Here is a 13,423-nt window from a genome sequence, read left to right as displayed (position 1 = left end):
GGGGTGGTGATCGGCGCAGATCATCGGTGTCTGCGGCGGCTGCGGCACCTGACACCTCAGGTGTCCTTGAATGTTCTTGGATGTTCTTGAACGTTCTTGAATGTCAGGTCCAGCTATGCCGGGTTGCGCTTGCCCCACGGCGGTGGCGCGCCACTCGGTACGGCTGAAATTAGGCAGATCAGGTGAAGCGGTCGATGGAGGAGGGTGAACGCAGGGTGAACCTCGGCCGTCAGGTGAGTGCGGCGCATGTGTGGACGGATGTGCGTACGGGCGTGCGTACGGGCGTGCGTACGGCCGTCGGCGTGGGACGGGGTGCGATGGGGGTGGATGCGGGGCGGTGCGCGGGCGCGGCATGAGCGTCCGTACGGCATCCGTACGGGCACGTGCGGGTCCGCGCGGGTACGCCGGCCGGGGCGCCCGGTGACGTGGCGGCGGCGTACGGGTGGCGTACCGCCCCGGTTCCCGGCGGCAGGACCGGCATCTGTGCCGACATGTGCGCGGATCGCAACAGGTGTGACCTCTGTTGGATTACCCATCGGTATGGCAGCATCCGCGGCTGAGGGAATGACGCGAATCGGTGCGGACCGACCGGAGGTGGCAGCAGGTGGGGAGCCAGGGGGAAGGGCGTGGCGCGCGGCGTCGGATGCGGGGCGGGATCGCCGCGTGCACGGCGGTGGTGTTGTGCGTGATGGGCGTCGTGGGGGGTACGGCCTCGGCGGCGTACGCGGACCCGGGGCCGGGAGCGGGCGCGGGCGGTACGGGCGGCGCCCCGGACGAGGAGCAGAAGAAGAAACTTGAGGCGGTCCACAAGAAGATCGAGGACCTGTACCGCAAGGCGGAGCAGGCCACCGAGGCGTACAACGCCGCCAAGGAGCAGGTCGCGCGCCAGCAGAAAGAGATCGACAAGCTCGGGCGCACCATAGACGCGACCCAGGCGAAGCTGGACGCGCTCCAGCGCCAGGCCGGGGAACTGGCCAGTGCCCAGTACCGGGGCGGCGGAATGCCCGCCGAGGCCCGGCTGATGCTGAACAACGACCCCGAGGCGTTTCTCGACGACGCCACGCTCGTCCACAAGAGCCAGCACGCCGCCAAAGACCTCATCGCACAACTCGGCGCCACGAAGAACGACTTGAACGACTATTCCAAGGACGCCACCGACCGCTGGAAACAGCTTGAGGAGAACCGGAAGAAGAAGGAGAAGGCGCAGCAGGACATCCGCAAGCAGATCGACGCCGCCAAGAAACTGGAATCCCAGCTCGCCGCCGAGGAAAAGGCCCGGCTGAAGAAGCTGGAGGACGCACAGGCGTCCAAGGAACAGCAGAAGTGGCTGGATTCCGGTGTGCTGAAGGAGATCAGCGGCAAGGCGTCGGCGCAGGGCAAGAAGGCCATCACGTTCGCCACCGCGCAGATCGGCAAGGACTACGTGTGGGGCGCCGAAGGCCCGGACACCTTCGACTGCTCGGGGCTGACGCTGCGGGCGTGGCAGTTCGGCGGCCGGACGATTCCGCGTACGTCGCAGGAGCAATGGCGGCAGTTGCCGCACGTGGACATCAAGGACATGCGCCCCGGTGACCTGATCATCTACTACGCGGACGCGAGCCATGTGGGGATCTACATCGGCGACGGGCAGATCATCCACGCGCCGCGGCCCGGACGGCAGGTGACGGTGGCGGGCGCCGGCACGATGCCGGTCCTGGGGGTCGTACGGCCGGACAAGTAACGGCGCGTGGCCGGCTGCGGCGGGGCGGCGGGCGTGCGCGGCGATCGGTTCCGGACAGTTGCGGACGGTGACCGAGGCGGTCACTGAAGCGGTCACCGAGGCGGTTGTCGACGTGATCACCGAAGCGGTTGTCGAAATGGACGCCGGAGTGGCCCGTGCGCAGTGATGTTCGTCATTCCGGTTTCCGTCCTCCCTCGGTCAAAAGCCGTGGTCCGGCGGGCATATGACCGTGGCCGATTGCCGCCGGTCATTCCGTACGGCTCCGGCCTACCGCTATGGTCGCCTCTCAGTGCCTGGTGGCGCGCCGCCGCTCGACCCATGAGCGGTGCGGGACCGGGCGCGGTGGCGCGCCGGTCGGCCGTCGCCACACCCTCGGGGGGAGGGAAGGAAGCAGACGCATGCCCGTACCGGGACCGCAGCACCAGCGGACGGCCTTGCTGCCGCACCAGGCACGTCCGGTGGACGACGTGTGCGCGGGCGCAACGGAGGGCGACGGCGCGTACGCCGGCGCATGTGACGGCGTGCACGGTACGGACGCCGGCGGGTTGTCCGTCCGTGACATGCCCGCCGAGGGCGTGGACGGCGGGACGGAGAGCCAGGAGGCGGCCCCCGAGGCAGGTACGGGTCCCGGCCCGGGCGATACCGGCCCCGGCAACGGCCCCGTCACCGGCAACGGCAGCGGCACCGTCGGCCAGGGCCTGACCCTGCTCCTCATAGGCGAGGACCCCACCAGCGCCGTCCCCGAGATGTGGGACTGGGAGGGCCGCCGGGTCCGCGTCCGCACGGCACGCAACCTCACCGAGGCCGAGCGGCTGCTCACCGACGACGTGGACTGCATCCTGCTCGACCTGCCCCCCTCCACGGGCCGTACCGACCGGGCGGAGGACGGGGGCGCGCAGGACGGCGAGGGGCGCGACGAACTGGACGCGCTGCGCGCGGTGCTCCGGCTCGCCCCCGCGCACGCCGTACTGGCGCTGACCGCCGAGACCGACGCCGAACGGGCCGCCGAGGCCGTACGGGTCGGCGCGCAGGACTACCTCCTGCGCGACGAGCTGGACGGGTCGGTGCTCAGCCGGGCGGTGCGCTACGCCGTGGAGCGCAAGCGGGCCGACCTCGCACAGCGCCAGCTCACCGAGTCACGGCTGCGCGCCCAGGAGAACGCCCGGCTGGAGCGCGGGTTGCTGCCCACGCCGCTGCTCGGCGGCTCCGACCTGCGCTTCGCCGCCCGTTACCGCCCCGGCCGGAGCCGGGCGCTGCTCGGCGGCGACTTCTACGACACCGTACGGACCTCCGACGGCACCGTGCACGCGATGATCGGCGACGTCTGCGGCCACGGCCCCGACGAGGCCGCGCTCGGCGTCGAACTGCGCATAGCCTGGCGCGCCTTGACCTTCGCCGGGCTCTGCGGTGACGAACTCCTCTCGACCCTCCAGAAGGTCCTGGAGAACGAACGCCCCGACGACGAGATCTTCGCGACGCTGTGCACGGTCGACATCGCACCGGACGGCCGGCACGCCGGGCTGTGCCTGGCCGGCCACCCCGCCCCGCTGCTGGCCCGCGCCGGCCACCCGCCGCGGCTGCTGCCGTACGAGAGCGGCGGCCCGGCCCTGGGCCTGCTCCCCAAGGCCCGCTGGCCGCGCCACCGGCTCGAACTGGGCAGCGCCTGGAGCCTGATGATGTATACGGACGGCCTGATCGAGGGCCGGGTCGGGGACGGCAACCGGCGGCTCGGGCAGGAGGGCATGACGGAGCTGGTGGCCCGTCAGGCGGCGTCCGGACTGCGCGGCGAGGACCTGCTGGACGCCGCGGTCACGGAGGTACGGGACCTGAACGGCGGCGAGTTGACGGACGACGTCGCGGTACTGCTGCTGGACCGGGGCCGCGTCATGTGCTGACCGGCAGCACGCGTCCGTACGAACCCGTACGCACGAACCCATATCGGCGCGTCCGTTCGCGACCCCGGACGCCCTCCCGGGACCTTGCCGGCCCCCTACCGCCCGCCGTTGTACGGACCGTACGGCCCGTCCGAGCTGGACCCCCCGCGGCGCGGACCACGGCCGCCGCCCGAGACCTGCTTGATCGCGGGCCGTACGTCGACGGTGTAGACGATGACGGCGACAAGACCGATGAGCGGCAGGAACGACATCATCGGGAACAGGGCCAGCAGAGCGGTCGCGACGGCCAGGAAGATCAGCCACATGCCCTTGGTCTGCTTGTCCGCGGCGCGGTAGGCGTCCTCGCGCCGGACGGCCGCGTCGACGAGCATGACGGCGGCGTACACGTTCAACGCCAGTTGCACCCAGCTCAGCACGTCCTGGAACCCGTAGATCAGCACGCTTCCACCACCCGTTCGACTCGGTGCGTCCGTCGCCGCTCCACCGTACCCGTACAACGGGCCGGGCACGCGACACGTGCCCGGCCCGCCCCACGATCCCTGCTCAGCCGCATCCGCACCCCGCGAAAGAGCACTCAGCGACCATCAGCGATCACCGATGACCACCATCGGCGATCACTTCTCAACCGACGGAGTGTTCTTCTTGGCCGCCGTCTTGCGCGCCGGAGTCTTCTTGGCGCCACCCGCGCCGTTGCCTTCGGTCGTGGTCTCGGCGTTCGCCTCCTCCGCGAGCACCGCGGCCACCGTGGGCTCGCCCGTACCCGCCTTGGGCTCTTCCTTGACCCGCGGCTCCGGCTCCGGCTCGATGGCGACCGCGAGCTCCTCGACCTCGTCCGCCACATCGCCGCGCCAGCTCCGCACGGCACCCTTGCCGCGCTCGGCCAGATCGCCGTAGGTCTCCTGCGCCTTGACGGTGTACTCGGCGACCCGGCCGACACCCTGGAGCGCCAGTTCCTGCGCCTGCTGGCTGATGTTGCGCAGATCGGTGTCGAGTGAGGACAGCAGGTCGGTCAGCTTCTCCTGGGCCTGCTTGGCCTGCCGGGTGACCTGGTCCTGCACTTCCTTGACGTCGGTGTTGCGTACGGCCTCGAAGCGCCTGGGCGCCTCGGCGCGGAGCTTCTCCACCAGCGCGGGCATCTCACCGAGCTTCTCGGCGGCCAGGTCGGCGGTGCCCACCAGGAAATACAGCGGCTTGGGGTCGGTCAGCGTCTTGCGGAGGTCGTCGGTGATGGCCATGGCGTTGGTTCCTCCTGAAATCGTCATATCGGTTGCTCAGGTGGCGTGCGGTTCGCCGTCGGCCTCTTGGGAGTCCTTCTCCCCGCCCACGTGTCCGTTCTCCTTGCGGAAGGACTCGTAGATCTGCAACAGCACCTGCTTCTGCTGTGCCGTCAGCGACGGGTCGGTGAGGATCGCGGTGTGCACCTCGACCCCGTCCACGTTCCGCCGCTCATCGAGGATCCCGGCCTGCACGTACAGCGTCTCGGCGGAAATCCGCAGCGCCTTGGCGAGCTGCTGCAGAATCTCCGCGCTCGGCTTGCGCAAACCGCGCTCGATCTGACTGAGGTACGGGTTGGACACCCCGGCGGCATCGGCGAGCTGCCGCAGGCTCAACTGCGCGTTGCGCCGCTGCTCCCGCAGGAACTCACCGAGATTGCCGACGTTGAGCGATGCCATACCCCGATCCTGCCCGCCCTCGCTAACTTTTGCAAGCACCTGCTAGCAACAGTGACACGGGCCACCGCTCACGCCGACAGTTCGGCCGGGTATGTCCTGTCTGTGTGATGTTCGGGCAGCCTCGGAGACCAGGCAGAGCTGAGCCGGTGCAGCCGCGACGGAACTGTGCACACAGAGCTCAGCGTCCATCCCTGACACACAAGATCACGGATGGCGACGGAGACCCGGGACATGACAGACACGGTCGCTCGATACCTCTACCTCGCCCGGCACGGTGAAGCGTCAGCAGATGAGACGACCCTGACGGAGAGCGGCCGACGCCAAGCCGTACTCCTCGGTGAACGGCTCCAAAACGCCCCGCTTTCGGTGATCCACCACGGGCCGCTGCCCCGGGCGCGGCAGACGGCGCGGCTGATCAGCACACGACTTGACGCCGTCCCGTTGCACCAGTCGGAACTGGCCGGCGACTACATCCCCCACCTGCCTGCGAAGGAGGAGCTGCCGCCGGATTCGGCCGACGCCATGCTCAGCTTCCTCGCTCAGGTTCCGGAAGAGGAGCGCAACCGCGGTCCAGCACTGGCCCGGGAGGCCCTCGCAGAATTCACGGGCCCCGTCGAGGGCGATCGCCCCCGCCATGAACTGGTCGTCACGCACAATTTCCTCATCGGATGGCTGATCCGAGCCGCCCTCGACGCACCCGAGTGGCGCTGGATGGGCCTCAACCACAGCAACGCAGCCCTGACCGTCATCCGATACGCACCCGGCAAACCGTCCTCCGTGCTGTTCTACAACGACATGCGGCACCTGCCCGCAGAACTGCGCTGGACCGGCTTCCCGCCCGAACTCCACATCTGACCAAGAAGACCGCTTGTCCGGACTCGAATGAGACCGGACAACTCTGTCGACGCCAATCACGGCAGATGAGGGGTGGTTCTGCGCGGTGATGACGTAACGGGATTCCGGTGGGCGGGTTGCGTGGCTATGGTGGGCCGATGACTTCGATCAAGCAGTTCCAAGTCACCTTCGACTGCGCGGAACCCAAGCGCGTCGCTCGGTTCTGGTGCGATGTGCTGGGGTACGTCATACCGCCGCCGCCGGAGGGGTTTGCTACTTGGGAGGAATACGATCGTTCGCTGTCGCCGGAGCATCAGGGGGCGGCGGCCTGCGTTGATCCCTCGGGTGTGGGGCCGCGACTGTTCTTCCAGCGCGTTCCCGAGGGGAAGGTCGTCAAGAACCGGGTGCATCTTGATGTGCGGGTCGGGACCGGGCTCGTGGGGGAAGAGCGCCTGGCCGCGCTTGAGGCCGAGTGCGCGCGGCTGGTGGCGCTCGGCGCGGTACGGGTGCGGCTGCTGCCTGCGGATGACGATTATGAGTCGTGCATCTGGATGGAGGACGTCGAGGGCAACGAGTTCTGCCTCGATTGAGGAGGGCGGGGGTCTGCCGTGGCGGAGGGGGCGCTGCGTCACGGCAGGGACGCGGCGAGGGGGGCGCGTTGGCCACTTGGGTTTTATGGACGGGTGGTTGAGCGGTCGGTCAGGCGCCATGCGGTGAGGGCGAGAGTGGCGCGCAGCAGGCCGGTGGGCTCGGTGAGCGCGATGCCCAGGGTTTTCGCGATCTGTTCCAGGCGGCGGGCGACGCTGCTGTGGTGCAGGTGGAGGAGGTCGGCGGCGCGGCGCAGGGAGCCGGTGGTGCAGTAGGCGTCCAGGGTCTCCAGGTCTTCGGGGTTGTCGGCGATGCGGCTGATGGCGGCCACGTCGGGGTTCTCGCGCGTGGAGTCCGGGGGGACCTGGGCGAGCAGTGCCAGGGCTCCCAGCTCGCCGTAGTGGGCGACCGGGCGGCGGGCGGTGGTGAAGCGGAGGGCGGTGCGGGCCTGCTGCCAGGACAGGGCCGGATTCTCGGCGGCGCCGATGCCCGCGCGTACGTCGGCCGGAAGGCGGGCCGGGTCGATGGTGGTGGCCAGGACGACGCCTACGTCGGCCAGGGACGCCGCCTTGACGGGGCGGGCGGGGCACAGCAGGGAGCCGATCCGGTCGAGCGGGAGCTGTGACCGTACGGCGAGGACGTGGAGGGGCAGGTCGGGGGTGAACCCCAGGAGCCGTAGCGCCCGTGCCCGGGCCGTCTCGTCGCTGTCGGCGCTTATCACCAGTTCGACGAGGGCGGGGTCGGCCATGGTGGTACGGGCCGGTCCGTACCGCTCGGCGACCGCCGCGGCGGCGATGGCGAGCCGGTCCAGCAGGACTTCGTCCAGAGGGTTCGGTGGGGCGGGGCGTTCCAGCCAGACCGTGCCGATCTCCTCCTCGTCGAGGATGACCGGCGATGTGGTGGACGCAGCGAGCGGGGGCGCGGAGGCCGCCTTGCCGTCGGGCGAGAAGCGGATCGCCTGCCCCGTGCCGTGGAGCCGGATGCCGGCCACGCACTCGGCCAGGCCCGCCGAGGCCCGGGCGAGCGCCGGGAGATCCACCCGTCGGCGCATCAGTGTGTCGTAGAACCCGATCACGCGGATCGCGCCGTCGACGTATGAATCCAGACCCGACAGCCGTACGGCCAGTGCCTCCATGGCAGGAGCATAGGTCGCCGCGGCGGGACGGGCAGGCGCCGATCGGTGCGTGATCCGTGCGCGATGCCCGACAGTTGGCGGCTGATCCCGGGAGGGGACGCCGTGAGGATGGCTCGCATGGATTCCGAACTCGAAGCGTTCATCCCGCTGCTCCCCAAACAAGGCGTTTCCGACCCGGCCGTCGCTCGGAAGATCTATGCCGAGCTGGCCGCCGCGCGGCCGGCGCCGGACACCACAGGGCTGGAGGTCGAGGACCGTACGGTGCCCGCCGACCCGGACGTGGCGGTGCGCGTCTACCGCCCGCACCAGCCGCGAGGCGCCGTCGTCTGGCTGCACGGTGGCGGATGGACCGTCGGCAGCCTGGACACCGAACAGCACTGGGCCGCTCCGCTGGCCGGCCTCTCCGGCGCGGCCGTGATCAGCGTCGACTACCGTCTGGCGCCCGAGAACCCGTTCCCGGCCGCGCTGGACGACGCCTACGCCGTACTGACCTGGGCGCACGCGCACGCGGCGGAACTCGGCGTCGACCCGGGCCGGATCGCGGTCGGAGGTCACAGCGCCGGCGCGAATCTCGCGGCGGCGGTGACGCTGCGCTCACGTGACGAGCAGGGGCCGCCGATCTGCTTCCAGCTCCTCAACGAGGCCATCCTCGACGACCGGCAGCAGACGTGGTCGGCAAGAAACTTCACCGACACCCCCTGGAACACCCGCGCCGTACGTGCCGCGGCGCTGCGCCACTATCTGGGCTCGCAGCCGGCCACGCCGTACGCCGCACCGGCCCGCGCCGAAGACCTCTCCGGCCTGCCGCCGGCGTACGTCGCCACCGCGGAATTCGACCCGAACCGCGACGAGGGCATCGAGTACGCGCTGCGCCTGCTCCAGGCCGGTGTGTCGGTCGAGCTGCACCAGTGGCCCGGCACTTTCCACGGGTCGATGGCGATCCAGTCCGCCGAGGTCTCACAGCGGCAACTCGCCGCGATCGGCGCTGTGCTGCGCCGGGCCCTGGCCGCGTGAGGTCTCGCGGAACGTGAGGTCGTAGTGGACGGCCTTTCACCGGCGGTGACGAACGCGGCGGCCTTGCCGCTCGGCGCCGCCGGTGGGCCGGCCCTGAAGGGGACATGACCACGGCTCGACCAGGGGCCTGGTCGCGACGAGACCGACGGAGACGGGAGGGCGATGACCACCACCGATCTTGCCAGGACGAGGGAGCAGTCCGCACCACCACCGGATGCCGAAACGGCGGCGGGACGGGGCCCGGCGGGGCAGAGCCCGGCGGGACCGCGCCTGGCGGCGTTGCTGCGCCCTTACGCGGGGAGCCTCGCCGCCGTGGTCACCCTCCAAGTCATCGGCGCGCTCGCGGGTCTGGCGCCGCTGTTGGCGGTGGTCGAACTGGGCCGTGCCCTGCTGTCGCCCGGCCCGGTCGATCGCGGCCACGTCTGGACCGTCGTGGCCGTGGGTGCGGCCGGCCTGTTCGTCCGCCTGCTCTTCACGGCCGCCGCGTCCGGAGTCGGGCACATCCTTGACGGCCGGGTGCAGTTGTCCTTCCGCCGGCAACTGGCGGAGCGGCTGGGACGGCTGCCGATCGGCTGGTTCTCCCGGCGCCGGACCGGCGAGCTGGCCAAGGTGGTGGGGGAGGACGTGGGCGCCGTACACCCGTTCATCGCCCACGCCCCCGGCGAGCTGGTCTCCGCGTTCGTGGTGCCGCTGGTGTCGATGGTCTACCTGTTCACCATCGACTGGCGGCTGACACTGATCACGCTGGCACCGGTCGTGCTGGCGGTGGCGCTGGTGCCGTTGATGATGACGCCGGCCCGGTCGCGCGAGCAGGAGGACTTCGACGCGGCGATGGGCCGGATCTCCAGCTCCGTCGTCGAGTTCGTGCAGGGTATCTCGGTGGTCAAGGCGTTCGGCCGATCCGGGCGCGCCCACCGTAAGTTCCTGACGGCCGCGGACGATTTCGTCGCAACGTTTCACCGGTGGGTGCACGGCATCTCCAGGATCGCCGCGGGGATGCAACTGGTGCTCTCGCCACCGTTCGTCCTGCTGGTCGTGCTGACCGGTGGCGCGGCGCTGATCACGAGCGGTGAGCTGGCCCCGGCCGACCTGCTGCCCTTCCTGCTGCTCGGACTGGGACTGACCGCTCCGGTGGCGGCCCTCGGGCACGGCTTCGACGACCTGCAGGCCGCGGGTCGCGCGGTGCGCCGGATCCGTGACGTACTGGCGGTGGAGTCGCTGCCGGAGCCCGCGCACCCGCTCGTACCACAGGGCCACCGGGTGGAACTGCGCGACGTGCGATTCGTGTACGAAGCCGGTCACGAGGTGCTGCGCGGGATCGACCTGGTCCTCGAACCGGGAACGGTCACCGCGGTCGTCGGACCGTCCGGAAGCGGGAAATCCACCCTCGTCCAGCTCCTGCCGCGGTTCTTCGACCCGACCCACGGTTCGGTCGTCCTGGGCGGCGTCGATCTGCGTGAGATCGACAGCCGGGAGCTCTACCGGAAGGTCTCCTTCGTCTTCCAGGACGTCCGGCTGCTGCGTGCCTCCGTCGCCGACAACATCGCACTGGCGCTCCCGCACGCCGGCCGCGAGGAGGTGGTGCGCGCCGCCCGGCTGGCCGGCATCCACGACCGGATTCTTCAGTTGCCCCGCGGATACGAGTCGGTGATCGGCGAGGACGCGGGACTGTCCGGCGGTGAGGCGCAACGGATCTCGCTCGCCCGGGCACTGCTGGCCGACACACCCGTACTCGTGCTCGACGAGGCGACCGCCTTCGCCGACCCGCAGACCGAGCGGGCGGTGCACCGGGCGCTGGCGACGCTGGACGGCGAGCGGACCATTGTGGTCATCGCCCACCGCCTGGAGACGATCGCGGACGCCGACACCGTGGTGGTGCTGGACAACGGGTCGATCGTCGAGCGCGGCCGGCCGGCCGAACTGCTGGCCCTGGGCGGGAGGTTCGCCGCGTTCTGGCGGGCGCACCGGTCGGCGACAGACGACGGGACCGCTGACGGTACTGCCGAGGAGACCGTTGACGGGACTGCTGACGGTACTGCGGGCGGGACCGGTGACGGGACCGCTGACGGGACCGGTCCGCAACGGGAGGAGCGGCCGTGACAAGCAAGGGCCTGGTCGATTCGACGGAGATGTACCTGCGGACCATCTTCGAGCTGGAGGAGGAGGGGGTGGTGCCCCTTCGGGCCCGGATCGCCGAAAGGGTGCGGCACAGCGGGCCGACCGTCTCACAGACCGTGGCCCGGATGCAGCGCGACGGTCTGGTACGGGTGGCCGAGGACCGGCGTCTGGTGATGACGGAGCCGGGCCGCCGGCGGGCCACGCGGGTGATGCGCAAGCACCGCCTGGCCGAATGCCTCCTGGCGGACGTGATCGGCCTCCGGTGGGAGGACGTCCATGTCGAGGCGTCCCGATGGCAGCACGTGATCTCCGACGCGGTGGAGAGCCGGCTGACGGAGGTCCTGGGCCACCCCGCCATGTGCCCGCACGGCAGTCCCATTCCCACGGGGGTGGAATGGGACACCGGGCCGGCCTCCGTCCTCACTTTGACGGACGCGGCGACCACCGCGGAGCGCGCGGTGACGGCCGTACGGGTGCTACGGATCGGCGAACTGCTCCAGAACGAGCCTTCGGCACTGCTGCGCCTGAAGCACGCCGGCATCCGGCCCGGTCACCACGTCACGGCCGTGGCCACCGGGAGCGGAGTGAGAGTGACCGGTGCGCAGCAGGCGACGATCCCCCACCGGCTCAGTGACCACGTCTTCGTGGAATTCCCTGGTGACGTACGCGTACGGCAAGGAGACCAAGCCCGATGATCCGCATGCTGCTGCGCGTGCTGGGACGTGAACACGCCCGCCCGCTGCGCCGCACCGTGGCCCTGATGACGACGACCGCGGTGGCCGAGGGGCTGTCCTACGCCCTGCTGGTTCCCGTGCTGCGGGCACTGCTCGGGGGCACGCCGGAAGACGCCTGGCCCTGGCTGACCGCGTTCGGGGCCGCGTTCGCGCTCTACGCGGCGCTGCGCTACCTCAGCGATCTGTCCGGGTTCCAGGTCGGCACCGCCCTGCTGCGCGGTATGTACCACCGGCTCGGGGAGCACCTGGCCCGGCTGCCCCTCGGCTGGTACGGCGCCGGCCGTGTCGGGGAGGTGTCCGTCCTGGCCGGTCGCGGCGTCCTGGAGGCGATGAGTGTGATCGCGCACCTGCTGGCGCCGTTCATCAACGCCGGCGTGACGCCCCTGACGATCGTCGCCGTGCTGCTCGCCTACCAGTGGCAGATGGGCCTGGCCGCGCTGCTCGCCGTACCGGCGGTGGCCGCGATCCAGATCTGGACGGGGCGCTCGACGGCCGCGGGTGACGCGGAGCGCGCCGTACGCGACGACGAGGCCACCGGGCGGGTCATCGAATATCTCCAGGCCCAGCCGGTGCTGCGGGCCGGCGGCCGGACGGCCGAACGCTTCCGGCTGCTCGACGACGCGCTGCGCCAGGTCGAGCGCGCCTCCCGCCGTTCCACGCTTCGCGCACTGCCCGGCGCGGTGGGCCTGACGCTCACGGTGCAGGCGGTGTTCACCGGGCTGCTGGTCCTGGGTGCCGGCCTCGCCCTCGGCGGGCACATCGGGGTGGCGGAAGTCCTGACGGCCCTGGTGCTGGCCGCCCGCTGCGCGGATCCACTGCTGTCGCTGACGGACATCGCCGGCAAACTCCGCGGCGCGCGCTCCGTGCTGGCCAGACTCGACACGGTGCTGCGCACCGAGCCGCTGCCGGAACCTCCCGGTCCGGCCCGGCCCCCGGTCGGCCACGACCTGGAGTACGAGGCCGTCACCTTCCGGCACGGCGACCGTACGGTGATCGACAACGTGTCGTTGTCCGTACCGGAGGGACAGCGGCTCGCCGTGGTCGGACCGTCGGGCTCGGGCAAGAGCACACTGCTGCAGTTGCTCGCACGGTTCTACGACGTGGACGCGGGCGCGGTGCGCATGGGCGGTGTGGACGTACGCGCGATCAGCACCGAGGGGCTGATGGCGCAGATCGCCATCGTCTTCCAGCACGTCTATCTCTTCGACGGCACGATCGAGGAGAACGTACGCCTCGGCCGCCCCGACGCCACCGAAGGCGAGGTGCGGGCGGCGGTCACCGCGGCGAGGCTGGACGAGGTGATCGAGCGACTGCCCGACGGATGGGCGACGAACGTCGGTGAGGGCGGCGCACTGCTGTCGGGCGGTGAGCGCCAGCGCGTCTCGATCGCCCGGGCACTGCTGAAGGACGCGCCCGTGGTGCTGCTGGACGAGGTGACCTCCGCGCTGGACCCGGTGAACGAGGCGGCCGTCCACGAGGGCATCGAGCGCCTGATGGCGGGCCGGACGGTGGTGATGGTCGCGCACCGGATGAGGACCGTACGACGCGCCGACCGCGTCGTCTTCCTGGACGGCGGCCGGATCGTGGAGGAAGGCAGCCACGACGAGCTGCTGCGCCACGGTGGCCGCTACGCCGAGTTCTGGGACATCTCCCTGACAGCGGCGGCGGGTGAATGAGCCGGGGACGCGGCTTTCGGCCCTGGCCGGTGCGGC

Annotated in this window: 12 protein-coding genes; 8 read left to right on the top strand and 4 right to left on the bottom strand. The window is 70.7% G+C overall.

Annotation, left to right across the window (positions count from 1 at the left end):
* Window positions 1-688: 688 nt before the first annotated feature.
* Window positions 689-1,720 (top strand): NlpC/P60 family protein, encoded by a 1,032-nt coding sequence (locus KGS77_RS14470; protein WP_242581518.1) that lies wholly within the window; start codon window positions 689-691, stop codon window positions 1,718-1,720.
* Between the two features lie 398 nt (window positions 1,721-2,118).
* Window positions 2,119-3,615 carry a PP2C family protein-serine/threonine phosphatase gene (locus tag KGS77_RS14465; RefSeq protein ID WP_242581516.1) on the top strand — a complete coding sequence of 499 codons (1,497 nt, stop codon included), beginning with the start codon at window positions 2,119-2,121 and terminating at the stop codon, window positions 3,613-3,615.
* 95 nt (window positions 3,616-3,710) lie between these two features.
* Here the strand turns inward: KGS77_RS14465 and KGS77_RS14460 are convergent, their stop codons facing one another.
* The 3 genes from KGS77_RS14460 to KGS77_RS14450 all read right to left on the bottom strand — a co-directional run bounded on the left by KGS77_RS14460 (window position 3,711) and on the right by KGS77_RS14450 (window position 5,288).
* On the bottom strand, window positions 3,711-4,055 hold the full coding sequence (locus tag KGS77_RS14460) for a DUF2516 family protein (RefSeq protein ID WP_242581514.1): 345 nt from the start codon (window positions 4,053-4,055) through the stop codon (window positions 3,711-3,713).
* Window positions 4,056-4,229: 174 nt separating this feature from the next.
* Window positions 4,230-4,850, bottom strand: coding sequence for a hypothetical protein (locus KGS77_RS14455; RefSeq protein ID WP_242581512.1), 621 nt, complete (start codon window positions 4,848-4,850; stop codon window positions 4,230-4,232).
* A gap of 36 nt (window positions 4,851-4,886) precedes the next feature.
* A complete protein-coding gene (locus tag KGS77_RS14450; protein ID WP_242581511.1) occupies window positions 4,887-5,288 on the bottom strand; it encodes a helix-turn-helix transcriptional regulator in 402 nt (133 codons plus the stop codon).
* A gap of 231 nt (window positions 5,289-5,519) precedes the next feature.
* Between KGS77_RS14450 and KGS77_RS14445 the strand changes: the two genes are divergently transcribed.
* Together KGS77_RS14445 and KGS77_RS14440 are read left to right on the top strand one after the other, a co-directional pair.
* Window positions 5,520-6,143, top strand: coding sequence for a histidine phosphatase family protein (locus tag KGS77_RS14445; RefSeq protein ID WP_242581510.1), 624 nt, complete (start codon window positions 5,520-5,522; stop codon window positions 6,141-6,143).
* A gap of 137 nt (window positions 6,144-6,280) precedes the next feature.
* Window positions 6,281-6,712, top strand: a complete 432-nt coding sequence (locus KGS77_RS14440; protein WP_242581509.1) for a VOC family protein — start codon at window positions 6,281-6,283, stop codon at window positions 6,710-6,712.
* A gap of 83 nt (window positions 6,713-6,795) precedes the next feature.
* Here the strand turns inward: KGS77_RS14440 and KGS77_RS14435 are convergent, their stop codons facing one another.
* Entirely contained in the window at window positions 6,796-7,845 is a 1,050-nt protein-coding gene (locus tag KGS77_RS14435) for a helix-turn-helix domain-containing protein (RefSeq protein WP_242581508.1), read from the bottom strand.
* Between the two features lie 117 nt (window positions 7,846-7,962).
* Here KGS77_RS14435 and KGS77_RS14430 point away from each other — a divergent pair, with 117 nt between their 5' ends.
* From KGS77_RS14430 to KGS77_RS14415, 4 genes are all read left to right on the top strand, one after another.
* The gene (locus tag KGS77_RS14430) at window positions 7,963-8,859 is read left to right on the top strand and encodes an alpha/beta hydrolase (RefSeq protein ID WP_242581507.1); all 897 of its coding nucleotides are present in this window, start codon (window positions 7,963-7,965) and stop codon (window positions 8,857-8,859) included.
* Window positions 8,860-9,021: 162 nt separating this feature from the next.
* A complete protein-coding gene (locus KGS77_RS14425; protein WP_242581506.1) occupies window positions 9,022-10,959 on the top strand; it encodes an ABC transporter ATP-binding protein in 1,938 nt (645 codons plus the stop codon).
* Window positions 10,956-11,672 (top strand): metal-dependent transcriptional regulator, encoded by a 717-nt coding sequence (locus tag KGS77_RS14420; RefSeq protein WP_277994223.1) that lies wholly within the window; start codon window positions 10,956-10,958, stop codon window positions 11,670-11,672. Before KGS77_RS14425 ends, KGS77_RS14420 begins: the two co-directional genes overlap by 4 nt.
* The gene (locus KGS77_RS14415; RefSeq protein WP_242581505.1) at window positions 11,669-13,387 is read left to right on the top strand and encodes an ABC transporter ATP-binding protein; all 1,719 of its coding nucleotides are present in this window, start codon (window positions 11,669-11,671) and stop codon (window positions 13,385-13,387) included. The genes KGS77_RS14420 and KGS77_RS14415 overlap by 4 nt, the downstream gene beginning before the upstream one ends.
* Window positions 13,388-13,423 lie beyond the last annotated feature (36 nt).

Origin of the sequence: Streptomyces sp. MST-110588 (genome assembly GCF_022695595.1) — a bacterium.
Taxonomy (GTDB): domain Bacteria; phylum Actinomycetota; class Actinomycetes; order Streptomycetales; family Streptomycetaceae; genus Streptomyces.
Note: the sequence above shows the minus strand (reverse complement) of the source record. Positions and strands in the feature narration are given on the sequence as shown.